The sequence below is a fragment of the Hyphomicrobium sp. genome, assembly GCF_019744875.1.
GTDB lineage: Bacteria > Pseudomonadota > Alphaproteobacteria > Rhizobiales > Hyphomicrobiaceae > Hyphomicrobium_C.
The window spans coordinates 1175561-1198419 of sequence record NZ_JAIETU010000002.1 but is presented as its reverse complement, the minus strand read 5'-3'; the positions used below and the strand labels follow the sequence as shown (position 1 = coordinate 1198419).

The following is a 22859-nucleotide window of genomic DNA, read 5'->3' as shown; positions in this document are numbered from 1 at the left end:
GCAGATATCTTAGCATCGAACCGTCGGCCGCAAGCGAGTCGGCCTTGGCGCTGCATTAGGGATATCACCAATGTCGATCCTGTCGGAATTCAAAGAATTTGCAATGCGGGGCAACGTCATCGACCTCGCCGTGGGCGTCATCATCGGCGCGGCCTTCGCGCCCATCGTCACGACGCTGGTTGAGAACATCATCATGCCGCCGATCGGCTATGCGCTGGCGGGCATTGATTTCAGCGCCCTCGCGATCACCCTGCCGACCCCCACCGGCGACGGCGTTCTGATCAGGTACGGCCTGTTCATGAACGCGGTCTTCAAGTTCCTGATCACGGCGCTGGCGATTTTCCTGCTGATCCGCGCGATCAACAAGTTCCAGAAGCCGAAGGCCGCTGAAGCGCCGGCTGCCCCGCCGCAGTCGGAGGTTTACCTGCGCGAAATTCGCGACGCGCTCGTGAAGAAGTAGACCGGAAACGTCGCCTGCTGGCAGCCGGCCGCGCTTGGCCGGCTGTCGCAGCGCTTCGAACCCGAGCGGACTAGGCCAGGGGCATCGTCCTGCGCTGGACCGCCGCCACACCCGACAGCATGTTGCGGAATCCGAAGTAGCTGCGGTCGATACGCTCGGCACGATCGTCCGTTCCCGCTACGTGCGCGATGGTCGCCTCCGCCACCCGGTCGATGGCGTCGGCGGTATCGGATGGCCAGGCGGCGAAGCGCACCCCGAACGATCCTTCCAGCACCTGGCGCGCCATGCGTTCGTGCACGAGGCCTTCCGCCAGGTCGGATTGATAGCTCTCGGCTGCCGCGGCCGCCAGAACGGCCCGGTCGCCCTCGCTGAATTGCGACCAGACGGAGAGGCGGACATGAAGCGCCAGCGCCGTGCCATGGCCGTTGAGCCCGAGCCCCGGACCGCTGCCCTCGGCTGCCGATCCCGTCGCATGCGAGGCAGTCCGCGCGACGCCGTTCGCGAGGCTTGCGACCGCGCCGCCATGTTCCACGGCGTCCACCAGCCTATCGGTCAGCGCAGACGCGCCGCCAGATGCCCCGAGAGCGACCGGCTCTGCGCCGAGCGCGCGGACGACATCCGCACCCAGGCCATCCGCCGCAATCCGCTGCCCGGCGAAGCTGCCGAGGCCGGTGATCGGCGTCCGCGACCAGAGGAGCGGCGCTCCGCCGGTATGCCCGGCCAGCAGCGGCTTCCATCCGAGGGTGGCGGCAAGGTCGTCCCAAAGCATCTGCCCGCCGCCGACTGCGACCCACTGCGCCAGGGCGCTGGGCGCGAGGCCTGACCCGCCCGGAAGCCCGGCGAAGTAAGCGAAGGCCGGGTGGTGGGCTGCGAAAGCGTGCGCGCTGCCGAAGAACAGGTCGGCGTCGCTGTCCGGGCCGCAATCAGCCGCGATTTCGATTTTGAAGCGCCCGCCGGTCATGGTCTCGACCTGCCGCGCCAGACGGTGGGCCGTGTCCGATGGTCCGTGCGGCGCGTAAGGGAACGCCATCCCCAGCCTGAGAACGGATGCGCCGTGGGCTGACGGGGTCGCCGCGCCCCCAGTTCCTTCCGCCGCGGCGTCCGGAACCGCAGCCGACGTAGCTGCTACAACGGCGCCCCCCGTCGTGAGCAGGAAATCTCGGCGATCCATCGGCTGGCCTCCCCCAGTTTAATCGGCTGCATCAAAGCCCAACCCCCGGCGGAAAACAACATCCCACCGGGTGCCTCCGGCTGGCTTGCCGGAAGACCAATCAGTTAACTAGCTCTTATCCAATCGATATTACGGTAACTTACGCAAAAGGAAGGTTTTGGCGTCACGAGCATGCGCCCAGGCAGTTTAGGCACAAGCAAAGCGAATCTCTTCATGCAGGAGTATTCGGCTTTGATCAGCGAGGCGGTGCTGCGTCAGCGCACGCGTACGGCTGAGCGCCAGGCCCGCATCGAAGCCGAGCTCGCCAACCGCGTAAAATCCGAATTCATCTCCAACATGAGCCATGAGCTGCGCACGCCGCTCAACACCGTGCTCGGCTTTTCCAAGCTCTTGAAAGAGCACGGAGAACGCAAACTCTCGGATGCCGATATCGTCCAGTACGCGACGCTCGTGCATGACTCGGCCGATCGCCTTCTCGCGATCATCAACGACATTCTCGACATCTCGAAAATGCGCAGCGGCACCTATGCCCTCGACGCTTTCGAAATCGATGTCGGAGACGTGCTGCGCGACTGCGTCGACCGCGCCCAGGCTGCCGCGGCTGAAGCCGCCGTGGACATTCAACTCCGCCTGATGTTCCAGCTTCCCCCCGTCCGCGCCGACGACACCAAGCTCGCCCAGATTTTCGGCAACCTGATCTCGAACGCGCTCAAGTTCACGCCCGCCGGTGGCAGCGTGAAGGTCGAGGCGCGCGAGCAGGGCAGCGGCGGCGTGGTGGTGTCGATCAGCGATACCGGCGTCGGCATGACGACGGAGGAAATCCGCGTAGCCCTCGAGCCCTTCGGCCAGGTCGATGGCGCCAGGACGCGTTGGCGCGAAGGCGCCGGACTTGGCTTGCCCATCGCCAAGTCGCTCGTCGAGCTGCACGGCGGCGAGCTGGCGGTAACGAGCATCAAGGGTAAGGGAACGGACGTCACGGTATCGCTGCCGGCCGCCCACCAGATGTCTCTCAACGAAGCTCGCGATGCCATGTTCGGCAACGGCGCAACGGTTTAGATCGGATAGCGCTGATGCCAAACGGACAGAGAGAGACCCAGCACCACGTCGTACCGCGATCGATCGGGCGCATTGCGTCCGTCACGGGTTCGAAGGCCATCCTGCTGCTCGACGCCACGCACGAGAACGATCCGAAGAACAAGGCCGATCGCCCCGAAATGGGCATGCTGCTCGCGATCGACACCGGCAATTCCACCGTGCTCGCCACCGTAGCCGGCTTGAGCGTGCCCGTGCCCGCCCACGGCGCAGAGCAGGAAATCCGCATCGCCGAGCTGGGTCTCGTCGGCGAGCTGCTGCGCGACCAGGACGGCCGTCCGGTCCACTTCCAGCGCGGCGCGTCGAACTATCCGTCGCTCGGCGATCGCGTGCGCTTCGCCACCAAATACGAGCTGCAGCTCACCTACACCGGCAACAGCGGCGGCGCTGTCCGCATCGGCTCGATCCGCCAGGACAGCTCTATTCCGGCGATGATCCGCATCGACGAACTGCTGGGCAAGCACTTCGCCATTCTCGGCACCACCGGCACTGGCAAGTCGTGCACGACCGCGCTGATCCTGCGCGCCATTCTCGAAAAGAGCCCGAACGCCCACATCGTCCTGCTCGACCCGCACAACGAGTACGCGACCGCCTTCGGCGAGCGCGCGGAGGTCATCTCGCCGCGCACGCTTCAATTGCCGTTGTGGCTCCTGAATTTCGAGGAAGCCGTCGAGGTCCTCGTCGGCGACACCGAACGCAAGGGCGAGATCGAAATCCTCCAGGACCTGATCCCGCTCGCCAAGGCGCGCTACAGCGCCGGGCGTGCACAGGACCCGCAGAAAATCCGCCGGTCCTCGCTGGACGGCTCGCGCTTCACGGTCGACACGCCGGTCCCCTATCGCATTTCCGACCTGACGAGCCTGATCGACGAGCGCATGGGCAAGCTCGAGAACCGCAAGGATCTCGCGCCCTACCGCCAGCTCAAGACGCGCATCGAGACCTTCTCGCAGGACGGCCGCTACGCCTTCATGTTCGGCTCCGTCACGGTCTACGACGGCATGACGCAGGTGCTGTCGCGCATCTTCCGCGTGCCGGTCAACGGCAAGCCGATCACGATTCTGGAGCTGACCGGCCTTCCCCCCGAGGTCGTCAACGTGGTCGTGTCGGTGCTCTGCCGCATGGCCTTCGATTTCGCGCTCTGGGGTGAAGGCAAGGTGCCCGTCACCGTGGTTTGCGAGGAAGCCCACCGCTACGTGCCGCTCAACCCGCAGATGGGCTTCGAGCCGTGCAAGCGCGCTATTGCCAAGATCGCCAAGGAAGGCCGCAAGTATGGCGCGTCTCTGTGCATCGTCACGCAGCGCCCGGCCGAGATCGATCCCACCATTCTCTCCCAGTGCAACACCGTCTTCGCGCTCCGCATGTCGAACGATCGCGACCAGGCGATCGTGCAGGCGGCCGTGGCGGACACGGGCACGGGGCTGATCGAGTTTCTGCCCGCACTCGGCGCGCGCGAAGCCATCGCCTTCGGCGACGGCGTGTCGATCCCGGTGCGCATCAAGTTCGACGAGCTGCCCACGAACGTGCTGCCGCGCTCGACCACCGCCCGCTTCTCGGAGAAGTGGCAGGAGTCGCTCGGCGACGAAGGCTTCCTGGATGCCGTCGTGGAGCGCTGGCGCGCCGCCGGCGTTTGCGGCCAGCTCGACAACGGCGTGCAGGCTCAGATGTTTGCTGACGCCGTGAGTTTCCCGGCACCGGCTGGCATGCCGCGTCCTGCCGTCGAAAGGTCGCCCCTGGAGCGCACCCCGCTCTTGGATCGCGCGAGCGCAGATCGTGCCCCGGCCGGCTATGAAACCGAACGCCGCCGCTCGCCGCTGATGCCGGATCTGCCGTCGGCTTCGAGAAGCCTCCTGCGCGAGGAGCCGCCGCCGCCGCGCCGCTACGGCGCGTCCGACATTCCCCGCAGCGCGCCGTTCAACCAGCGCGCGACCGACCCCACCTCGGCCCAGCAGGGCAGCGAGCCGCCGCCGTACGCGCCGCAGCCGGCGTCTCAGTATTCCCAGCCTCCGGCTGGAGAGACGAGCCAGTCGAACTCTCGCCTCGCGCTTCGCGAACGCCTGCTGAAGCCGCTCGCGCCGCGCTGATCGTCGGCCGCGGCGCCTTACGCCTCGTCTTTCTTGTCCGCCGAAGAAGCGGCCGGCCCGGTTCCGCCGTCGTTGAGCACGTCCAGGATGGGCGTCAGCCCTTCCGTGTCCACGAGACGGTAGACTTCGACGTCGCGGCGCGCCTGTTCGCTCCACCCCGCAATCGTCAACGCGCGCTCGGCTTTCGAGAACAGGCCGTGGTTGCGTAGCGGCGCGGCGTTTCGCACTTGCTCGTCGCGCGCTTCGGCATCCGGACCGTCCGTGTGCCCGGCCGTCTCCAGCCACTTCTTGCGAATGTCGGTGAGGTCGGTGTCGCTGCCCTGGGCTTCCTCGTCCTTGAGCTTCTGCAATTCGCTCTTGATGAGCTTCGTCTTGGCATTCTTCGGCCAGCCGGGCTTTGGCCAGGCGACGAGGTCCAGGTCGTCCAGCACGCCCGCGAGCTGGTTCATGGCCAGCGCCTTGGCGCCCTCCTTCTCGGAGTCCGTGCTGTAGAGGTTCGGAATGACGAGATAGGACGCAGAGCGGTGATAGATGAAATGACGGCGCACCCATTCGAGATCCGCGTCCGGCGCCCGTGCGATGGCGGTGGCGATGGCCGCCTGGATTTCCCGGCGCTTGTCGCCCGCCATCTCCGGGCGTCTCGCAGGCGGATTGAGGATCGCGAGCACGAGCAGTCCGAAGTCGATGCCGATGGACGCCAGGAGCGCGATCAGGTCGCGCCCGGTGATGGGGTCGCCCGAATGCGTCTGCCCGGCCGGCTCGGCGCCGCCGCTGAAAATGTAGGTGACCATGCTGCCCGTGTAGGCGCCGATGTTCTTCCAGAGGTTCTTTACAGCGTTGGCGACGCCGGCCGGGCCTTCGCTGAATGCGGCGTCGCGCAGCGTCACCTCGGCGGGCTGATCGGCCTGAGCCGCCGCCTGCGTGAGCCTCTGGGCGAGGGTGGGGTCGTAGCACGAGAAGCCGGGCTGCCCCGGCGCCACCGAGACCGTCTCGGCGAGCGCGCGCATCTCGGCCGCCGTGGACTTACCGAGCTCGTTCGAGCGCGCGGCGATGTTGCGCGCCGAGCCTCTGATCTGCGAGGCGGTGTTTTCGAAGTTGCGCTGGCGCTCCTCCACGGTGCCGCCCGCGAGCGACTGCGCGCTCTGGCGCAACTGCTCCACCTCGGCCTGCACGGGTTCGAGCCAGCTTCGCACCATGCCGTCGCGCAGCGTGGCCACTGAATCCTTCACACCGCGCCGTGCGTTATAGAGCGGCCCGCGCCCCGCGCCGGAGGACGTGCCGCAGCTTCCCCCGCTCGTCTCCTCGCGCGCCATCTGCCCTTCCGACCACGAGACGACGTTGTCGAGCTGCGAGCGCACCGCATCGAGCCGCGCGGCCACCACGGCGCTCGCGTCGCGCGCATCCTCCTGCAATCCAGAGAGACCGGTTCGCGTCGCTTCCTCTCCCGAGATCAGGCTCCACCAGAACCCGTAGCCGAAGCCGATCGACCAGATCGCGAGGAAAACGTAGAGCACGAACATGATGATGCGGTCGCCGAAGTCGCGGCCCGCGCCGAATGTCTCGCGCAGCGCGAGCCACATGAGGAAGGTGAGCGCGACGACGACGCCGATGACGAGGATGTCGTTCGGGATCGACATCGTGCCGGGTGCGGGCCCCGCCGCCGTCGATGACGCGCCGAGAATGAAGTCGCGCATGCCGTGCCAGGTCGCGTACCCGGAGAGGAACAGCAGCATCAGCGAAGCGACGCCGATCAGCGTATTGCGGCCGAAGATGTAGTCGAGGCGGCGCCGCCAGATCTTTGACGGCTTCGTTGCGGCTTCGGCCATACGCGATACCCCCGGCGAATTGTGACGCAATCCCAGCGGGCCGGAGCTTAGGGCAAATAAATGGGGCTGTCGCCGCGCAAGCGGCGGCGTTCAGGCAACGGACAGCCTCAGCGGTGCATGCGCGCAACGCTTGCACCGCGCGCTTGCGTGGGCGCGAAGCCGTTGTTCTACCGCTTGTGCTCGCCAGGGCGGATTTCGACGACCCGGGAAGTCTCGGACGGCGAGATCGGCTTCGGGTCCGGGGCGGCAGGTGAGGCGGGTGCCGTGGAGGCGGGTGCCGGAGCGCTCTCCGCGGCCATCGCCGCAGCCGTGGCGCTTTCGGGTGCCGGCCCGCCTGCGGCATGCATCTGCTCGAGCCGCCGGTAGCGCCGCCAGGTCGGCGGGATCGCGGCCAGATAGAGCACCGTCGCAATCGACAGCGTCGCATAAGGGTAGGTCAGCAGGCACGCGACCGCCAGCATCACCAGAATGAAGATCGGCAGCACCCACTCGCGCTCGATGCGCTCGCCGAGCAGCTTGCCCGAATAGGTCGGCAGCATCGACACCATCATGACGCCGATGACCATCGTGTAGGCGAGCACGAGATTGAGCAGCAGCGGCGAGGAGCGAAGGTCGATGCCGAGATGCCAGAGATAGATCGGCAGCAGCACCACGATTGCCGCGGCAGGCGTCGGCACGCCCATGAAGAAATCCGATTGCCACTTCGGCCGGTCGTCATCGAGCACGGCGTTGAAGCGCGCGAGCCTGAGTGCGGAGGCGAGCGCGAACAGCATCACGGCGATCCAGCCGAGGCTCTTGTGCGACCCGAGCCCCCACGTGAAGATCATGATGGCCGGCGCCACGCCGAAGTTGACGAAATCCGCCAGGCTGTCGAGCTCCGCCCCGAACCGCGACGAGGCCTTGAGCAGCCGCGCGATGCGCCCGTCAAGCCCGTCGAGCAAGGCGGCGAACACGATCGCCGCCAGCGCGAAGTCGTAACGCCCCTCGATCGACATGCGGATCGACGTCAGGCCTGCGCACAGGCCGAGCAGCGTGAAGAAGTTCGGCACCATCATGCGCACGGGGATGCGCGCATGACTGAACATGGGCCGCCTGCGCCGCCGGCGCGTTTCCTTCTCGAGTTGCGGTACGACCGGATCCATGGGGCCTCTCAGGGGGGCTTGTTGGCTCAGTGCTGCCGGGCTTCGCGCTCGGGCTCCGTCGATCTCAGATCCGAAAGCACGGTCTCGCCGCCGATCGCGCGCTGTCCGACAGCCACCGCGGGGAATGCGCCCGGCGGCAGGTAGGTATCGACGCGCGACCCGAAGCGGATGAGGCCGAAGCGTTCGCCGACCCCGATGTTATCGCCTTCGTCCGCGAACGTCACGATCCGGCGTGCCACGAGGCCCGCGATCTGCACCACGGCGACCTTGAGACCGGCCGACGTCTCGACGACGATCGTGCGCCGCTCGTTCTCTTCCGACGCCTTGTCGAGCGCCGCGTTGAGGAACGCGCCCGGCACGTAAAGCGAGCGGATGATGCGCCCGGCCAGCGGCGAGCGCTGGATGTGCACGTCGAACACCGAAAGGAAGATCGAGATCCGCACCCGCTCGTCGTCGCCGAGTTCGAGCTCGGCCGGCGGGCGCACCTTTTCGATCAGCGAAACCTTGCCGTCGGCCGGCGCCACGATCAGTCCGTCGCGCAGCGGCGTCACCCGATCGGGATCGCGGAAAAAGTAGATGACCCAGGCGGTGATGATCGCCGCGATCCACCCCAGCGTCGGCACGAGCCAGAGCAGCAGCAGCGTGACCGCGAGCCCGATGGCCACGAATTTGTGCCCGTCGCGATGAACGGGTGCGAGGCTGTCGGTGATCGTCTCAAGCAGTGAATGGCCGGCCAATCCGTCCTCCTGGTGTGTGTGCCGCCGTGGTGCGCTCAGCTCGCGGCGCCGAATGGCGTGCCCGTGCTTCGCATCGTTTCGGCAAGCTGGTCGAAATGTACTTGTGCGGCCTCGAGGTCGTCGAAAACATAGAACTTATAGGTATCCGTGGCGTCGCAGCTTGCGCCCAAAACAAAGCGCGAGGGAAACTTTCTCAACACGACGGAGGAGTCCGTCTCGTCGTTCATCTCCTCCGCCACGATGTCGCCCTCGGCGTCTCCCGCGATCTCGATGGCTTCCGCTTCGGTGATTTCCATGGGCACCGGGCCTAGAACGGGATAGCGACGAAACGAGTATCGCCCTTCGCATCCTCGACCAGCAGAAGCACGCTCTTGCCGCCGGTCTTTTTCACCTTTTCGATGGCCGTTTCGAGGTCTTTCGCGGTCGCCACGGGCTCCTGCTGGGCTTCCGTTATTACGTCGCCCTGCCGGATGTTCTTGGAGGCGGCCGCGCTCGACGGGTCGATGTCGCCCACGATCAGGCCCTTGACCTTGGCGTCGAAGCCGAAGCGGCTGCGCATTTCGTCGTTGAGCGGCAGCAGCGACAGACCGAGGACGGTGCTCGACGCGGGTGGCGCCTCGTCCTTCTTTTCCTCGGCGGCGGGCGTCGGATTGCCTTCTTCGTCGTCCAGCATCCCGACCGTCACCGACAGCGTCTTCTTCTGGCCCTGCCGCTGGATCTCGATATCGACAGCCTTGCCGATCTGAGACTGGGCGACCAGCTTGGGCAGCCCGCGCATGGTTGTCACGTCCTTGCCGTCGAACTTGAGGATCACGTCGCCCGCTTCGACGCCCGCCTTCGCGGCAGGCGAATCCGGGGTCACCCCGGCCACGAGCGCGCCGGTGTTCTCGGGCACGCCGAGGCTTTCGCCGATGTCTTCGCTGATCGACTGGATCTTGACGCCGAGCCAGCCGCGCTTGACCTGCCCGAACTCCTTGAGCTGCGAAATCACCGCCGTGACGGTATCGGCGGGCACGGCGAAGCCGATGCCGATCGAGCCGCCCGTGGGCGAGATGATGGCCGTGTTCACACCGACGACTTCGCCTTGCATGTTGAACAGCGGCCCGCCCGAGTTGCCCTTGTTGATGGCAGCGTCCGTCTGCAGGAAGTCGTCATAGGGGCCCGCATTGATGTCGCGCTGCTTGGCCGAAATGATACCGACGGTCAACGTTCCGCCGAGGCCGAACGGATTGCCGATCGCCATCACCCAGTCGCCGACTTTGACGTTGGCCGACGAGCCGAACTTGACCGACACGAGCGGCTTCTTCGGCGTCACCTTGAGCAGCGCGAGGTCCGCCTTGGTGTCGCGGCCCAGCACCTTGTCGACCTTGAGCTTCGATCCGTCGTGGAAATTGACGATGATCTCGTCCGCGCCTTCGATGACGTGGTTGTTCGTCACCACCAGACCTTCCGCGCCGTCGATCACGAAGCCGGAGCCGAGCGAGGACACCTTGCGGTCCTGTGGCGGCACGCGCCCGCCGCCACCTTTTTTGTTGAAGAAGTCCTCGAAGAAGTCTTCGAACGGCGAACCCTTCGGAACCTGCGGCAGGGGCACGCCCTCAGGCCCCTTGGCCACCTGGCTCGTCGAAATGTTCACGACCGCATCGATGAGCTTCTCGGCGATTGGCGCCACCGACTCCGGCCCGCGCTGGGCATGGGCTGGCGAGCCGGCGAGAGCGGTCGCGAGAACGGGGGCCAGAACGAGAGACGCCATCGCGGCCCGCATCTGCCGCGGAGCGGCCAAGGCCTTCAACTGCCGCGGTGCGGCCGAGACCCGGTCTCTCAAGTTCGTCCAACGCATCGATTGCTCCTTCATCGCCGGCAAGCCACGCGTCGCCTCGCGACCGCACCGTGACCGGAGGCCGGCAGCTCCGTGGGGGCCGCACAGCAGCCCGATCGAAGACAAAGTGTGAGATCGCAGGGAGGCTGTCAACGCGCCAGCCTTGATGGGCCGGGGCCCCTTAGCCCCGAACAGCCCAAACCACGAGCGCCCCGACCGCCACGGCCACCCAGCCCGCCTTGCGAAGGCTAGCCTCGGGCGTGGCCGCCGCAGTCGCGAGCAGGTGGCGTCCGAGCTCAGGAGAGAGGGCCCAAAGCAGGCCCTCAATCACAAGCACAAGTCCGAGCGCCACCAAGAGATCGGTCATTGAGGCGTCCGGGATGTGGTCCCCTGGCCAGGCTTGCTCGTCCCAAGGGGATTGTTGAAGTACTCGAAGAACTCGGAGTCAGGCGAGATCACGAACTTCGTCCCGTTCGGCTGCAGGCCCTGTTCGTAGGCCTGCATCGAGCGGTAGAAGCCGAAGAAGTCGGGATCCTGTCCGAAGGCGGCCGCGAAGATGCTGTTGCGTTGCGCTTCGCCTTCGCCCCGAAGTTCTTCGCCCTTGCGGGTGGCTTCGGCCTTGATGATGGTCACGTCGCGATCGGCGGTGCCGCGGATGCGGCTCGCTTCGCCCGTGCCCTGGGCGCGGAACTCTGCGGCCTCGCGCTGGCGCTCGGCGCGCATGCGGTCGAACACGCTCTTCTGGTTCTGCTCGGGAAGGTCGGCGCGCTTGATGCGCACGTCGACGACCTGCAGGCCGAAGTCCTCGCCTTCGTCGTTCACGTTCTTGAGGATCTGCTTCATCAGCAGCTCACGCTTGTCGCGCACGACGTCCTGGAACGTGGACGAGCCGAGCGCGCGGCGCATGGCGGATTCGACGATCGGACCGAGGCGCGAACGCACCTGCCGTTCGTCACGCAGCGTCTGGTAGAACTTCAGCGGATCGACGATCTTGTAGCGTGCGAACACGTCGACGAGCAGGCGCTTCTGGTCGGAAGCCGTGACTTCCTGCGTCTGCGTGTCGATGTCGAGTATGCGCTTGTCGAAGATGTCGACCGTCTCGACCAGCGGCAGCTTCCAATGCAGGCCGGGCTGCTGCACGACGCGCTTGGGCTTGCCGAATTCGAGCACGAGCGCCTGCTCGTTCTGGTGCACGATGAACGCCGAGGCGTAAACTGCAACGCCGGCGGCTGCGATCAGGAAAACGAGAAAACCGAGAAATGCTCGCATGATCAGTTGCCCCCCTCGGTCGGCTGGCGGCGCTGGAGCTGGTCGAGCGGCAGGTAAGGCACGACGCCCTGGCCGCTCTTGCTGTCGATAATCACCTTGTCAGTGCCGCCCATCACGCGTTCCATCGTCTCGAGGAAGATGCGCTTGCGCGTCACCTCCGGCGCTTTCTTGTATTCGTCGAAAACCTTGAGGAAGCGCGCCGTCTGGCCTTGCGCTTCGGCAACCGTTCCCTGCTTGAAGCCTTCGGCGGCCTGCAGGATGCGTTCGGCCTCGCCGCGCGCCTCCGGCACCACCTTGTTGGCGTAGGCGAAGGCTTCGTTCTGGAGGCGCTCCTTGTCGGCGCGTGCTGCCTGAACGTCGCGGAAGGCGTCGATCACGTCGCCCGGCGGGTCGACCTTCTGCAGCGTCACCTGATCGATCTGGATGCCGGCCTGGTAGCTGTCGAGCGTCTGCTGGATCAGCGTCAGCACGGCCTGCTCCGTCTTCTGGCGGGCCTGGGTCAGGATCGGCTGGATGTCCGACTGCCCGACGACCTCGCGCATGGCGCTTTCGGCCACTTCCTTCACGGTGTTGTCAGGGTTTGCGATATTGAACAGATACTGTTCCGCATTCTTGATGCGCCAGTAGACGACGAAGTCGATGTCGACCGTGTTCTCGTCACCGGTCAGCATCAGGCTCTCTTCCTTGACGTCCTGGATGCCGCCGCCGCCGAAACCGCGATCGATCGACGCCGAGCGCATGCCGACCTCGATGATGTTCTGGCGCGTGACCTTCGGCTTGACGACCTCTTCGACCGGGTAGGGCCAGCGGAAGTGCAGGCCCGGCGGTTCCTGGCGCACGTACTCGCCGAAGCGCATCACGACGCCGAGCTCATCCGGATCGACGCGGAAGAAGAAGGCATACCAGCCGACGACGGCCGCCGCGGCCACCGCCGCGAGGAACGCGAGCGGTCCCGGCACGCCGCCGCCATGCATGACCTGCTTCATGCGGTCCTGGCTGCGCTTCAGCATTTCTTCGAGATCTGGAGGCTGGTTCCCGGGCCCCTGGCCCCACGGTCCGCCGCCCCCGCCGCCGCCTTTCCAGCCGCCTCCGTTGCCGCTGCCGCCGCCGCTTTGATTGCTCCAAGGCATAGGATCTCAGCCCTTCGATTGTGGATGATGGCCGGAATGGCGGCCTCTCTCCCGGAGAGGCACAGCATCAGGTTCCGGATGGAAGACAGAGCCTCGCTTATAGGGGAGGTCCCCGAACGAAGCAAACCCGCCCCATGAGATTGGTTTTCGGGCGGTATCCGTCAAGGCGCTGAGGGGCTCGGGCCGCCAAAATCCCGCGCTATGGCCGATCGAGCACCTTAAGGGTTGCGGTGACATCGTCCTTCTCGCCGCGTGCGAGCGCCGCGCGCTCCACCTCCACCCATTCGGAAAGGTCCGCCTCGGGAAAGGAGACGTCGCCGTCCGGGCTTGCGTGGACCTCGGTCCAGTAGATGCGATCCGCGACCGGCAGTGCCGCGCGGAAAACGGCGGCGCCTCCGATAACCATGATCTCGTCTGCGCCGCGCGTCAGGGCGAGCGTGCGCGCGAGCGTCATGGCGTCGGCGAAGCTTTCGACGACCGTGGCCCCCTCAGGCTCGAACATGGGGTCCGTCGACAGCACAATGTTGTCGCGCCCGTCGAGCGGCTTCTTGAGAGACTGAAACGTCTTGCGGCCCATGATGACGGGCTTGCCCATCGTGAGGCGGCGGAACGTCTTGAGGTCCGACGAAAGCCGCCACGGCAGTTGGCCACCCCGGCCGATGATGCCGTTCTCGGCGACAGCAACGATGAGCGATGTTTTCAAGTCGAAATCATCCTTGGGCTTACTCAGGCGAATTGAGCGTCTTGAGACTATCTGTGTTGAGAACTATTCGATTGGCATGGTGGCAACGAGAGAATCAATGCGTGCTCATGATGCAATTCTAAACACGGTAGCCTCAGATGCGCGATTTCAAGCTATGCCTCATTGCCGGTTCGATCATGCTGATTTCGGCTTGCGCGAAATCCCCCGAAAGTATCGCTCCGGCCTACATTAGCGAAGTCAACTATCAGCATTGGAGCTGTGCGCAGCTAGGAGAAGAGAGCGGGCGACTGAGCCAGGCGCTTGCACAGGCGTCAACTCAGCAAGAGAACGCACGCACTAACGATACAGTCGGCATTATCCTGATCGGATTGCCCGTTTCCAGCCTGTCCGGAGACAACATCGCTCCTGAAATTGCACGGTTAAAAGGTGAGACAGAAGCGGTCCGCAAAGTTTCGATCAGCAAAGGATGTGCAGGCGCAGGCTTGAGTAATACAGCCGCTTCCAACATCATCACATCCAGCACGCGATAGGTTCAAACCGCCACCGGCGCGGCGATGTGGGGGTGGGGATCGTAGTCTTCGAGCGTGAAGTCCTCATAGCGGAAGGCGAAGATCGAGCGCACGTCGGGGTTGATCGTCATGCGCGGCAGCGGGCGCGGCGCGCGGGAAAGCTGCAGGTCCGCCTGCTCGATGTGGTTGGTGTAGAGGTGCGCGTCGCCGAACGTATGCACGAAATCACCCGGCTTGAGGTCCGTCACCTGAGCCATCATCATCGTCAGCAGCGCATAGCTCGCGATGTTGAACGGCACGCCGAGGAAGATGTCTGCCGAGCGCTGATAGAGCTGGCACGAGAGCTTCCCATCCGCGACATAGAACTGGAACAGACAGTGGCACGGCGCGAGCGCCATGTCCGGGATGTCAGCCGGATTCCAGGCCGAGACGATGATGCGCCGGCTGTCCGGATTGGTCTTGAGCGTGTGCACGGCGTCGCTGATCTGGTCGATCGTGCGTCCGTGTCCTGACGGAGACGGGCCACAATCAGGAACCGCCCAGCTCCGCCACTGCTTGCCGTAGACCGGCCCGAGGCTGCCGTCGGCGCGCGCCCACTCGTCCCAGATGCGCACGCCGTTGGCTTGGAGATATCCGACGTTGGTGTCGCCCGCGAGAAACCAGATCAGCTCGTGGATGATCGATTTGAGATGCAGCTTTTTGGTCGTGACGAGCGGGAAGCCCTCCGACAGGTCGAAGCGCATCTGATGGCCGAACACGGAGAGCGTGCCGGTCCCCGTCCTGTCGGACTTGGCCGTGCCTTCGGTGCGCACGCGGCGCAAAAGGTCGAGGTACTGCTGCATTCAAAACCTCCTAGCCCGATTCCGGACCAAGATCACTGTGGCACCCTTGGTCATCTGGCTCACGGCGCAAAAAGCGCAATGACCGTAAGCGAAAACGCGTTGATGACCCCGTGCGCCACAATCACCGCGCGCAAGGATCCGGTGCGCTGCATGATCCAGGACAGCCCGATTCCGGCCAGGAACACGCTGGCAAGCCCGGGCCACGTATAGCCCCAGTGCAAAAACGTCCACAGCAGCGACGAGATCGTGGCCGCCGGCCAGAACCCGAGCCGCGTCTTCGCCAGCGCCGACAAGAGAAAGCCCCGGAAGGTCACTTCCTCCCACAGCGGCGCAAGCACGACGGCGATGATCACCACGCCCCACCAGAGCGGCGACCTCAGGCCTTCGAGCAGCCAGGCGCTGTCGCTGAACAGCCCGATCCCGGCTAGTCGGTAGAACAGGATTTCGAGCGGGAGAATCAGCACCACCAGCATGAGCCCAAGCCCCGCCGCCGTGGCAAAGCCGGTCTGCGGAGCCGCAAGCTGAAGCGCGGACCGCCGCGCCCCCTTCCAGCCCGCAGCCGCCCAGACGACGGCGAACGAGAGGATCTGCCCGAGCATCATCTGCGCCATCATGAGCGGCGACGAGAGCGGCGGCAGCCCCTCCGCGGACGTTGGTTCGGGCGCCGCGGCAATCCCCATGCTCTCGGCGATAGGCCCCAGCACCCAGAGCACGAGCGGCGCGAAACTGGCCAGCATGGCCACCAGCAGCGCAGGGCCGGGGTGCCAGGGCGTCGCCGGCCGATAGGCCGAGCCGGGAGCGGGGTCGGACGTCGCCGTCATGAGAGGTGTTCCCTGCAGCGGTGGAGAGTGTCACGGGTGCTGAAAGCGGGAGCGAGGATGCCTTGAGACTCCGTGGTCGCAGGCACTTTCAATTCAAATGCTCCCAGCCTATATTTGGTCTGCCGGATTCGTCCGGCTATGGCGATAAATGGACGTCGTAATAAGCCGTTCGGACCCGGGGGCGGTACCCGGCGCCTCCACCAATAGCTCACTCCCCCGCATGTACGGTACCCGTCATGTGACCAGTGAGCTACTGATGGGGGCGAACTAGGATCGACGAGGGTGTAAAGGGCGCGCTTTTGCTCGGCATGATACCGCCGTCATCGGGTCATTCAGAATAGTTGCCAATGACAACTATGCTGAGGCTGCTCTCGCTGCGTAATGCGGCGCGAAATGCCTAACTACTAAAGTCCTCGCTCCTAGCCGAGCAAGGCGCGGTCAGGGGAGCACCGGGCAACAGAAGCTCCCCACTCATTCAGCGTCGCTGGACTATTGAGGCGCGATCGGGACGAAACGGCACGGCATGACGGTTGAGTCTACGATCGACTACGAAGGACTTGCGCAGGAAGCGATGCGCGGCGTCGTGCGCCAGGTTCTGGTGCGCACCGCCAAGTCCGGTTTGGCTGGCGACCATCATTTCTACATCTCCTTCGACACGGAGGCTCCTGGCGCGTCGCTCTCGAAGCGGCTCAAGGAGAAGTATCCGCGCGAGATGACAATCGTGCTTCAGCACCGCTTCTGGGACCTCGTCGTGAGCGAGGACCGCTTCGAGGTGAAGCTGACGTTCGACGGCATCCCGGAGCGTCTCGTCGTGCCCTTCGCGGCCATCAAGGTGTTTTTCGATCCCTCCGTGCGGTTCGGCCTGCAGTTCGAGGATCCGAACGCCATCGAGAGCGGTTCGCCCGGCAACTCGATCGAAAGCCTGACCCCGCGCGCCGGCGCGACCCGGCCGGCCCGCAAGACCGCGCGCGGCACGAAAAAGCTCCAAAGCGTCGACAAGCGCGACGAGAAGGCGGCGGTCAACGGCCTCAAGCCCGACGCCGATGAGCCGTCGCAGCAGGCGGCCGACCCGGTTGCCGCGAACGCGCCGGGCCAGCACGCGACATCTCACGCCGCTTCTGGCGACGACGACCTCGGCCATGACGGCCCCGCTGAAAGCTCGAACGACGCCGATGCGCCCCGCAAGCCGGGCGGCGCCGAAATCGTCAGCCTCGACAAATTCCGCAAGAAGTAACCGTACCTGCTCGGCGAAGGCGGAAGGCGAGGCCTGCCGCCCGCTCGCCCGTTGCGCGCGGCCCGCAAATGCCGCAAGCTCTCCGCAGACGGACGGAGGCTTCCATGAGAATTCTGAAGAACATCGGCATCGCGATTTTTGTGCTGATCACGGCGATCTACGCCCTCGACACCTTCCTGCCGCCGTCGAACAGGGAACGCCCCGTCCAGACCCTGACGTTCAACGGCAAGACCGTCCATCTCGTTCTGAGGGGCGAAGGTCCGATCAGTTACAAGACCGAGACGGCCGACGGCACTTTGATCGTCAACGGCAACAAGCTCGATCTCTCGGATGGTAATGAATTCACCATCGCCTTCATGCCGGATGGCAAGTTCGGATTGAGAAAGGGCGCGCCCTGAGAGGCACGCCCTTCTCTTCAGTTACATCATTCGGAAGCTTAGCGGCGTCCTAGCGGATGCTCGAAGCGCTCGCGCGCCCAGCGGTGGCCGTGGCGGTGCCCGCCGTCGTAATAGCCGCGATCGTAGTAGCGTGCCCGGTAGGCCCGGCGCGGATAATAGTCGTAGCCGTCGTAGTAGCTGCGATAGCCATACGGGCGATAGCCGTAACCGCCGTATCCGTAGTCGCGATAGCCGTACCCGTAGCCGGGTCCGATGTAGATGCTGATGCCGCGGCCCACCTTCACGACATCGGAAGATTGAGCCGGCGCAGGAGCTGAGGCGAAGGGAGCGGCCTGAGCCGACGTGCTGAGGGCCGTTGTGCTGAGACCCGCTGCGCCGAGCGCCGCGATCCCGGCAACGGCCGCGGCCATTGCGCCGCCCAAGCGTTTGCTCAGACGTTTGAGAGTGAACATTTCGATCTCCTGTCTCCGCGCGAGCGTAGAGCCGCCGCAGATAAAAACGTGGTGATCCCATGAACGCAAAACCAGTCCGATAGTTCCTGAAATCCGATGCCGCACGCGTATGCCGCAGATGAACGTTCGTTCAGGTAGATGAACCGTAAGTGACTGAAAAAATTTCGAAAAATAGCAACGGATGCGCGCCGGTGCCGGCGTTCTTCTCTGTGCAGGCCCGAGAAACCGCAGTGCGGCGGGCAGAGAGAAACAGAGTGGAGAGACCTATGAACACGAAGATCAAAACGGCCATCTTGAGCGCAGCCGCCGCCCTCGTCCTGACCGCAGGCGCCGCAAGCGCAGCCCCCGCCAAGCACTATAACAACGGCTGGGGCAAGCCGGGCCCGTCTCATGTTTTTAAGAAGAAGGGCATCAGCGGTGCCGAGCGTGCCGCCATCGCACGCAGCGCAGCCAACCTCGCGTCCCTCAAGCGCCGCGTGATGCGCGACGGCCGGGTGACGACCATCGAGCGCATCCAGCTCCGCAACGCTGAGCGCCGTCACGCCTCGCTCGTGCAGCGGTTCTATCGTTCGTAGTTCCGAGCCTGAGCCGATCGGCACCAGCCGATAGGAGCAATGGAGAGGGCCGCCCCGTCGCGGCCCTCAGCCATGTCTAGATATGGGGAGATGCCGACGCCGGATAGCGTCTACGCGGCCTGCATTGCGGGTTCGGCTGCCGCCTGATGGCGCGCGAGGAAGTCCGCGAAGGCGTCGATCGCGAGCGGCCGGGAAATCAGGTAGCCCTGCGCGTAAGCCACGCGGTTCGTGCCGGCCAGGAGATCGAGACGCTCCTGCGTCTCCACGCCTTCGACGACGATCTCGCGGCCCGACGATGCCATCATGTCGATCGCCAGCACCATCATCCGCGCCATCATGCTGTCGTCGGGCGCCATCGCGAACGACCGGTCGAGCTTGACTCCGTGAACGGCCAAGGTGGCGATCCTGTGGAGGTTGGAATAGCCGTTTCCGAAGTCGTCGACGTAGGTCCGGATCCCCTTGCGGGCCAGTGTTTCGATCTCGGCTTGGGCGTGATTCACGTCGAGTGAATCGCTCTCCGTGATTTCGATTGCGACCGTGAACCGATCGCGGTCCCGTTCGAACGCGTTGAAGACCTCAGACAGCTTCTGGCAGTCGAGGTCGCGCGGAAAAATATTGAAGTTCACCTGCAGACGCGTGTCTGCTCCGAGCGCCGTCGACAGCTCGTGATAGGCGCGATCCGCGATCATTTTCGTGAAGTCGAGCGTCCTGCCGGATTTCGCGACAATATCGATGAACGTATCCGGCGAGACGACAGACCCGTCGAGGTCGCGCCAGCGCGCCAGCACTTCGCATCCGGAGATCTTTCCGGTCCTGATGTCGAGAATGGGCTGGTAGGAACAGACGACGGAATTGCTGTCGAGTGTGCGCAGGAAGCGCGCTTCGAACGACCAGTAGTCTTCGATCAGCCGGCGCACGTATGCGGCGGGCGCGATGGCGTAGAAGCCTAGGAGAGCGATGACCAACGCGACGATTTCAGGCATCGCCGTCAGGTGGCCGGGAAGATTGTCGACCATCGCGAAGCAGTAGGGATGGTTGGTTCCGCAGGCGACCTTGCGGATGTCGGAAAGCGATCCCGGGCCCGCAACGGAAGCCCGATAAAGGCCGCGCTTGCCGGCGAGGTGATGCACGGAGGACGAGGAAATGACGAACTGCTGCTGCGTGCCCTCGATGTCGCGTGCAGCGAGCAATTGCAGGGGCACAACGATCGCAAACGGTTCCTGGTAGACGATGTGCCCGTACATGTCGGGGCGGCCGATTGCATCGAGGCGCTTGCCGATCCACATCGACATCTCGCCGTGCGCGATGCCGGCAACATCGGGCAATCCGAGCCATTCTGGCGCCGCCGCACGTTCTCGCAGGCTGGTCGAGCAGGTCACGCGGCCGCCGGGCGCATAAATGAATTCGTTGAGGCCGTCAGGCACGAACGCGACGCGCTGCAGCTCGCGTATGAACTGCGGCGAGCAAGGCTCCGACGTCGCCGATTTTCGCAGTTCGGCGAAGGCCGACATGACGTTCCCATGCAGCTTTTCGAGGCTGCCGAGCGTGTGCTGGACCTCCGTCTGCAACGAGTTCGTGAGATGCGCGCGCCAGATCACCGCGCTCACCGCGATGAGGACAAGCGTGATGGCAAGCCAGATCCCGCCCCCGACGAGGCGGAAATATCGTTCGCGCAAGAAAATGTTAACCAGCGAAGGTGAAGGCATGGTGCCCCAGGCGACAAACGGTCCCCCCCAGAGGACCAAAGGACAGCATGCCCGGAGGTCGTTAAAATATCGGGGTCAGTCGGCCAGAAAGCCCAAAATTGCGGCCTATTGCTCGTAAGTCCATCAGCCTTGGTGGGCGCGCGTGCAACATGGTATGGCAACGGCCGATCGCATAGTCACACCGGAATCCTGCCATGACCGCCAGATCGACCTCGTCGTCTCCCGCCACCCGGATCGAAACCGACACGTTCGGCGAAATCCACGTTGCCTCGGACAAGTACTGGGGCGCCCAGGCTCAGCGGAGCCTCGGCAACTTCAAGATCGGCTGGGAGAAGCAGCCTGCTCCGGTCGTTCGCGCTCTCGGCATCGTCAAGCGCGCCGCGGCAGAGGCGAACATGGCGCTGGGCAAGCTCGATGAGGGCATCGGCCAGGCGGTCGTGCGGGCGGCGCAGGAGGTGATCGAGGGCAAGCTCGATGCGCACTTCCCGCTCGTCGTCTGGCAGACGGGCTCCGGCACGCAATCGAACATGAATGCCAACGAGGTGATCTCGAACCGCGCCATCGAGATGCTGGGCGGCGTCATGGGCTCGAAGAAGCCGGTCCATCCGAACGATCACGTCAACATGGCGCAATCGTCGAACGATACGTATCCGACCGCCATGCACATCGCCTGCGCGGAGGAAATCCATCACCGCCTGCTGCCCGCGCTGCAGTACCTGCGCAACGCGCTGAACGACAAGTCCCACGCCTGGGCGCGCATCATCAAGATCGGCCGCACGCATACGCAGGACGCAACGCCGCTGACGCTCGGCCAAGAGTTCTCCGGCTACACGCAGCAGATCGAGAACGGCATCCATCGCATCGAGCAGACGCTGCCTGCGCTCATGCAGCTTGCCCAGGGCGGCACCGCGGTCGGCACCGGCCTCAACGCGCCGAAGGGCTTTGCCGAGATGGTGGCCGAGCGCATCGCCGCCATCACGCAGCTTCCCTTCACGTCGGCGCCGAACAAGTTCGAGGCGCTTGCCGCTCACGACGCCATGGTATTCTCGCACGGCGCCATCAACACGGTGGCGGCGTCGCTGTTCAAGATCGCAAACGACATCCGCTTCCTGGGCTCGGGCCCCCGCTCCGGTCTCGGCGAGCTGTCTCTTCCGGAAAATGAGCCCGGATCGTCCATCATGCCGGGCAAGGTCAACCCGACCCAGTGCGAGGCGATGACCCAGGTCTGCGTGCAGATCTTCGGCAACAACGCCGCGCTCACGTTTGCCGGAAGCCAGGGCCACTTCGAGCTCAACGTCTTCAACCCGGTGATGGCCTACAACTTCCTGCAGTCCGTGCGCCTGATGGCAGACGCGGCCATGTCCTTCACCGACAACTGCGTCATCGGCATTGAGCCGCGCGAGGACAACATCAAGGCCGGTCTCGACCGCTCGTTGATGCTCGTGACGGCGCTGGCCCCGAAGATCGGCTACGACAACGCGGCCAAGATCGCCAAGACCGCGCACAAGAAGGGCACGACGCTGCGCGAGGAGGCCGTGGGCGGCGGCTACGTCAGCGACGCAGAGTTCGACGAGATCGTGCGTCCGGAGAAAATGATCGGACCCGAGTAGCCTGGGCAGCGACGGGCCCCGGCCCGAAATGCGCACGCGAAAATGCGCAACTGTCATGCGGCGATGAGCGCCGCATGACAGCCGCCGCGTGCCGTTCGTTACACCGGCGCGGGGTTGCGCTCCGTGAAGAAGCGCTGGTGCCAGTAGGGATAGGCGAGCGTCACGTCGCTCGCCGCATCGAGCTTGGCCACTTGCTCCTTGGTGAGCGCCCAGCCGACCGCACCGAGGTTCTGCTTCAGTTGCTCCTCGTTGCGCGCGCCGATGATGACGGACGAGACGGTCGGCCTCTGCAGCAGCCAGTTGAGCGCGATCTGCGGCACGGTCTTGCCGGTTTCGGCCGCGACCTCGTCCAGCGCGTCGACCACCTTATAGACGTAGTCGTCCGACACGGGCGGCCCGGCATCCGCCGTCGCATGGAGCCGGCTCGTTTTGGGAAGCGGCTGTCCACGCCGGATTTTGCCGGTGAGACGGCCCCAGCCGAGCGGGCTCCACACCATGGCGCCGATGCCCTGGTCGAGACCGAGCGGCATCAGCTCCCATTCGTAGTCGCGGCCGATGAGCGAATAGTAGGCTTGGTTGGCGACATAGCGCGAATAGCCGTGGCGATCCGCGGCCGAGAGCGACTTCATGAGATGCCAGCCCGAGAAATTGGAAACGCCGAGGTAGCGGATCTTGCCGGCCCGCACGAGATCGTCGAGCGTGGAGAGGGTCTCCTCGACGGGTGTCTTGGCGTCGAAACCGTGCAACTGAAAGAGATCGATGTAGTCGGTGCCGAGGCGCTTCAGGGAGGCATCGATGGTGCGGATGAGGTGGAAGCGCGACGAGCCCACGTCGTTGGGATCATCGCCGAAGCGGAACGTGGCCTTGGTCGAGATCAGCACCTTGTCGCGGCGCCCCTTGATGGCGCCGCCGAGCACCGTCTCGGACTCGCCGTTCGAATAGATGTCGGCGGTATCGAACATGGTCAGCCCCGCATCGAGGCAGACGTCGATGAGCCGCGTGGCCTCTTTGACGTCCGTCGTGCCCCAGGCGCTGAAAAACTCGCCCTTGCCGCCAAACGTCCCGGCTCCAAAACTGAGCGCAGGGACCTTGAGGCCCGACGCGCCGAGGTGACGATATTCCATGGGATGCTCCTGAGAGGGTTTCGTGCGGGGTGAGAGGGTTTCGTGCGGGGATGTAGCAGACTGCCGGGCCGTATATATGGAGCGTCATCCGTCACTTCCAGTCGCGGGCAGCGCATCAGCGTTGCGTCCCGGAGCGGCGAATCCGTGCTAATCTTTCA

Annotated in this window: 23 protein-coding genes and 1 other RNA gene; 9 read left to right on the top strand and 15 right to left on the bottom strand. The window is 64.9% G+C overall.

Going from position 1 to position 22859, the window contains the following annotated elements:
• Positions 1–70: 70 nt before the first annotated feature.
• Positions 71–460 carry a large-conductance mechanosensitive channel protein MscL gene (gene mscL, locus K2Y42_RS05675; RefSeq protein WP_291149537.1) on the top strand — a complete coding sequence of 130 codons (390 nt, stop codon included), beginning with the start codon at positions 71–73 and terminating at the stop codon, positions 458–460.
• A gap of 70 nt (positions 461–530) precedes the next feature.
• Here the strand turns inward: mscL and K2Y42_RS05670 are convergent, their stop codons facing one another.
• Positions 531–1631 (bottom strand): hypothetical protein, encoded by a 1101-nt coding sequence (locus tag K2Y42_RS05670; RefSeq protein WP_291149535.1) that lies wholly within the window; start codon positions 1629–1631, stop codon positions 531–533.
• A 213-nt stretch (positions 1632–1844) separates the two neighbouring features.
• On the opposite strand from K2Y42_RS05670, the gene K2Y42_RS05665 reads away from it, so the two are divergent.
• Both K2Y42_RS05665 and K2Y42_RS05660 read left to right on the top strand, forming a co-directional pair.
• On the top strand, positions 1845–2687 hold the full coding sequence (locus K2Y42_RS05665) for a HAMP domain-containing sensor histidine kinase (protein ID WP_291149533.1): 843 nt from the start codon (positions 1845–1847) through the stop codon (positions 2685–2687).
• 14 nt (positions 2688–2701) lie between these two features.
• Positions 2702–4804, top strand: a complete 2103-nt coding sequence (locus K2Y42_RS05660; RefSeq protein ID WP_291149530.1) for a DUF87 domain-containing protein — start codon at positions 2702–2704, stop codon at positions 4802–4804.
• Between the two features lie 17 nt (positions 4805–4821).
• Here K2Y42_RS05660 and K2Y42_RS05655 read toward each other — a convergent pair whose 3' ends face one another.
• The 9 genes from K2Y42_RS05655 to K2Y42_RS05615 all read right to left on the bottom strand — a co-directional run bounded on the left by K2Y42_RS05655 (position 4822) and on the right by K2Y42_RS05615 (position 13430).
• Positions 4822–6630, bottom strand: a complete 1809-nt coding sequence (locus tag K2Y42_RS05655) for a hypothetical protein (protein ID WP_291149527.1) — start codon at positions 6628–6630, stop codon at positions 4822–4824.
• Positions 6631–6797: 167 nt separating this feature from the next.
• Entirely contained in the window at positions 6798–7772 is a 975-nt protein-coding gene (locus tag K2Y42_RS05650; protein WP_291149523.1) for a phosphatidylcholine/phosphatidylserine synthase, read from the bottom strand.
• 26 nt (positions 7773–7798) lie between these two features.
• A complete protein-coding gene (locus K2Y42_RS05645; protein ID WP_291149520.1) occupies positions 7799–8509 on the bottom strand; it encodes a phosphatidylserine decarboxylase in 711 nt (236 codons plus the stop codon).
• Between the two features lie 35 nt (positions 8510–8544).
• Positions 8545–8805, bottom strand: a complete 261-nt coding sequence (locus tag K2Y42_RS05640; RefSeq protein WP_291149517.1) for a hypothetical protein — start codon at positions 8803–8805, stop codon at positions 8545–8547.
• Positions 8806–8816: 11 nt separating this feature from the next.
• Complete coding sequence (locus K2Y42_RS05635; RefSeq protein WP_291150196.1) at positions 8817–10274, bottom strand: Do family serine endopeptidase; 1458 nt, start codon at positions 10272–10274, stop codon at positions 8817–8819.
• Positions 10275–10509: 235 nt separating this feature from the next.
• A complete protein-coding gene (locus K2Y42_RS05630) occupies positions 10510–10695 on the bottom strand; it encodes a DUF2065 family protein (protein ID WP_291149514.1) in 186 nt (61 codons plus the stop codon).
• Positions 10692–11597 carry a protease modulator HflC gene (hflC, locus tag K2Y42_RS05625; RefSeq protein ID WP_291149511.1) on the bottom strand — a complete coding sequence of 302 codons (906 nt, stop codon included), beginning with the start codon at positions 11595–11597 and terminating at the stop codon, positions 10692–10694. The genes K2Y42_RS05630 and hflC overlap by 4 nt, the downstream gene beginning before the upstream one ends.
• Positions 11598–11599: 2 nt before the next feature.
• Positions 11600–12727 (bottom strand): FtsH protease activity modulator HflK, encoded by a 1128-nt coding sequence (hflK, locus tag K2Y42_RS05620; RefSeq protein WP_291149508.1) that lies wholly within the window; start codon positions 12725–12727, stop codon positions 11600–11602.
• 199 nt (positions 12728–12926) lie between these two features.
• Complete coding sequence (locus tag K2Y42_RS05615; protein ID WP_291149505.1) at positions 12927–13430, bottom strand: dihydrofolate reductase; 504 nt, start codon at positions 13428–13430, stop codon at positions 12927–12929.
• Positions 13431–13567: 137 nt separating this feature from the next.
• Between K2Y42_RS05615 and K2Y42_RS05610 the strand changes: the two genes are divergently transcribed.
• The gene (locus K2Y42_RS05610) at positions 13568–13960 is read left to right on the top strand and encodes a hypothetical protein (RefSeq protein ID WP_291149502.1); all 393 of its coding nucleotides are present in this window, start codon (positions 13568–13570) and stop codon (positions 13958–13960) included.
• A 2-nt stretch (positions 13961–13962) separates the two neighbouring features.
• On the opposite strand, the gene K2Y42_RS05605 is transcribed toward K2Y42_RS05610, so the two are convergent.
• Together K2Y42_RS05605 and K2Y42_RS05600 are read right to left on the bottom strand one after the other, a co-directional pair.
• A complete protein-coding gene (locus K2Y42_RS05605) occupies positions 13963–14781 on the bottom strand; it encodes a thymidylate synthase (RefSeq protein ID WP_291149499.1) in 819 nt (272 codons plus the stop codon).
• A gap of 59 nt (positions 14782–14840) precedes the next feature.
• Positions 14841–15602: a CPBP family intramembrane glutamic endopeptidase gene (locus K2Y42_RS05600; protein ID WP_291149495.1), complete on the bottom strand. Its 762-nt coding sequence runs from the start codon at positions 15600–15602 to the stop codon at positions 14841–14843.
• An 82-nt stretch (positions 15603–15684) separates the two neighbouring features.
• On the opposite strand from K2Y42_RS05600, the gene ssrA reads away from it, so the two are divergent.
• From ssrA to K2Y42_RS05585, 3 genes are all read left to right on the top strand, one after another.
• Positions 15685–16074: a transfer-messenger RNA gene (gene ssrA / locus K2Y42_RS05595) on the top strand.
• A gap of 51 nt (positions 16075–16125) precedes the next feature.
• A complete protein-coding gene (locus K2Y42_RS05590; RefSeq protein WP_291149491.1) occupies positions 16126–16836 on the top strand; it encodes a ClpXP protease specificity-enhancing factor SspB in 711 nt (236 codons plus the stop codon).
• 104 nt (positions 16837–16940) lie between these two features.
• Positions 16941–17234, top strand: coding sequence for a hypothetical protein (locus K2Y42_RS05585; protein WP_291149488.1), 294 nt, complete (start codon positions 16941–16943; stop codon positions 17232–17234).
• A gap of 38 nt (positions 17235–17272) precedes the next feature.
• Here K2Y42_RS05585 and K2Y42_RS05580 read toward each other — a convergent pair whose 3' ends face one another.
• A complete protein-coding gene (locus tag K2Y42_RS05580) occupies positions 17273–17686 on the bottom strand; it encodes a hypothetical protein (RefSeq protein ID WP_291149485.1) in 414 nt (137 codons plus the stop codon).
• Positions 17687–17952: 266 nt separating this feature from the next.
• Here K2Y42_RS05580 and K2Y42_RS05575 point away from each other — a divergent pair, with 266 nt between their 5' ends.
• Complete coding sequence (locus tag K2Y42_RS05575) at positions 17953–18261, top strand: hypothetical protein (RefSeq protein ID WP_291149482.1); 309 nt, start codon at positions 17953–17955, stop codon at positions 18259–18261.
• A gap of 110 nt (positions 18262–18371) precedes the next feature.
• On the opposite strand, the gene K2Y42_RS05570 is transcribed toward K2Y42_RS05575, so the two are convergent.
• Positions 18372–19937 (bottom strand): EAL domain-containing protein, encoded by a 1566-nt coding sequence (locus tag K2Y42_RS05570; protein ID WP_291149479.1) that lies wholly within the window; start codon positions 19935–19937, stop codon positions 18372–18374.
• A 224-nt stretch (positions 19938–20161) separates the two neighbouring features.
• On the opposite strand from K2Y42_RS05570, the gene fumC reads away from it, so the two are divergent.
• A complete protein-coding gene (gene fumC, locus K2Y42_RS05565) occupies positions 20162–21577 on the top strand; it encodes a class II fumarate hydratase (protein ID WP_291149477.1) in 1416 nt (471 codons plus the stop codon).
• A 98-nt stretch (positions 21578–21675) separates the two neighbouring features.
• On the opposite strand, the gene K2Y42_RS05560 is transcribed toward fumC, so the two are convergent.
• Entirely contained in the window at positions 21676–22701 is a 1026-nt protein-coding gene (locus K2Y42_RS05560) for an aldo/keto reductase (protein WP_291149475.1), read from the bottom strand.
• Positions 22702–22859: the final 158 nt, after the last annotated feature.

Bases quoted from the DNA above. Each gene is read 5' to 3' on its own strand.
- mscL (WP_291149537.1), top strand. From the start codon at position 71: ATGTCGATCCTGTCGGAATTCAAAGAATTTGCAATGCGGGGCAACGTC.
- K2Y42_RS05670 (WP_291149535.1), bottom strand. From the start codon at position 1,631: ATGGATCGCCGAGATTTCCTGCTCACGACGGGGGGCGCCGTTGTAGCA.
- K2Y42_RS05665 (WP_291149533.1), top strand. From the start codon at position 1,845: ATGCAGGAGTATTCGGCTTTGATCAGCGAGGCGGTGCTGCGTCAGCGC.
- K2Y42_RS05660 (WP_291149530.1), top strand. From the start codon at position 2,702: ATGCCAAACGGACAGAGAGAGACCCAGCACCACGTCGTACCGCGATCG.
- K2Y42_RS05655 (WP_291149527.1), bottom strand. From the start codon at position 6,630: ATGGCCGAAGCCGCAACGAAGCCGTCAAAGATCTGGCGGCGCCGCCTC.
- K2Y42_RS05650 (WP_291149523.1), bottom strand. From the start codon at position 7,772: ATGGATCCGGTCGTACCGCAACTCGAGAAGGAAACGCGCCGGCGGCGC.
- K2Y42_RS05640 (WP_291149517.1), bottom strand. From the start codon at position 8,805: ATGGAAATCACCGAAGCGGAAGCCATCGAGATCGCGGGAGACGCCGAG.
- K2Y42_RS05635 (WP_291150196.1), bottom strand. From the start codon at position 10,274: ATGCGGGCCGCGATGGCGTCTCTCGTTCTGGCCCCCGTTCTCGCGACC.
- K2Y42_RS05630 (WP_291149514.1), bottom strand. From the start codon at position 10,695: ATGACCGATCTCTTGGTGGCGCTCGGACTTGTGCTTGTGATTGAGGGC.
- hflC (WP_291149511.1), bottom strand. From the start codon at position 11,597: ATGCGAGCATTTCTCGGTTTTCTCGTTTTCCTGATCGCAGCCGCCGGC.
- hflK (WP_291149508.1), bottom strand. From the start codon at position 12,727: ATGCCTTGGAGCAATCAAAGCGGCGGCGGCAGCGGCAACGGAGGCGGC.
- K2Y42_RS05610 (WP_291149502.1), top strand. From the start codon at position 13,568: ATGCGCGATTTCAAGCTATGCCTCATTGCCGGTTCGATCATGCTGATT.
- K2Y42_RS05605 (WP_291149499.1), bottom strand. From the start codon at position 14,781: ATGCAGCAGTACCTCGACCTTTTGCGCCGCGTGCGCACCGAAGGCACG.
- K2Y42_RS05600 (WP_291149495.1), bottom strand. From the start codon at position 15,602: ATGACGGCGACGTCCGACCCCGCTCCCGGCTCGGCCTATCGGCCGGCG.
- K2Y42_RS05590 (WP_291149491.1), top strand. From the start codon at position 16,126: ATGACGGTTGAGTCTACGATCGACTACGAAGGACTTGCGCAGGAAGCG.
- K2Y42_RS05585 (WP_291149488.1), top strand. From the start codon at position 16,941: ATGAGAATTCTGAAGAACATCGGCATCGCGATTTTTGTGCTGATCACG.
- K2Y42_RS05580 (WP_291149485.1), bottom strand. From the start codon at position 17,686: ATGTTCACTCTCAAACGTCTGAGCAAACGCTTGGGCGGCGCAATGGCC.
- K2Y42_RS05575 (WP_291149482.1), top strand. From the start codon at position 17,953: ATGAACACGAAGATCAAAACGGCCATCTTGAGCGCAGCCGCCGCCCTC.
- fumC (WP_291149477.1), top strand. From the start codon at position 20,162: ATGACCGCCAGATCGACCTCGTCGTCTCCCGCCACCCGGATCGAAACC.
- K2Y42_RS05560 (WP_291149475.1), bottom strand. From the start codon at position 22,701: ATGGAATATCGTCACCTCGGCGCGTCGGGCCTCAAGGTCCCTGCGCTC.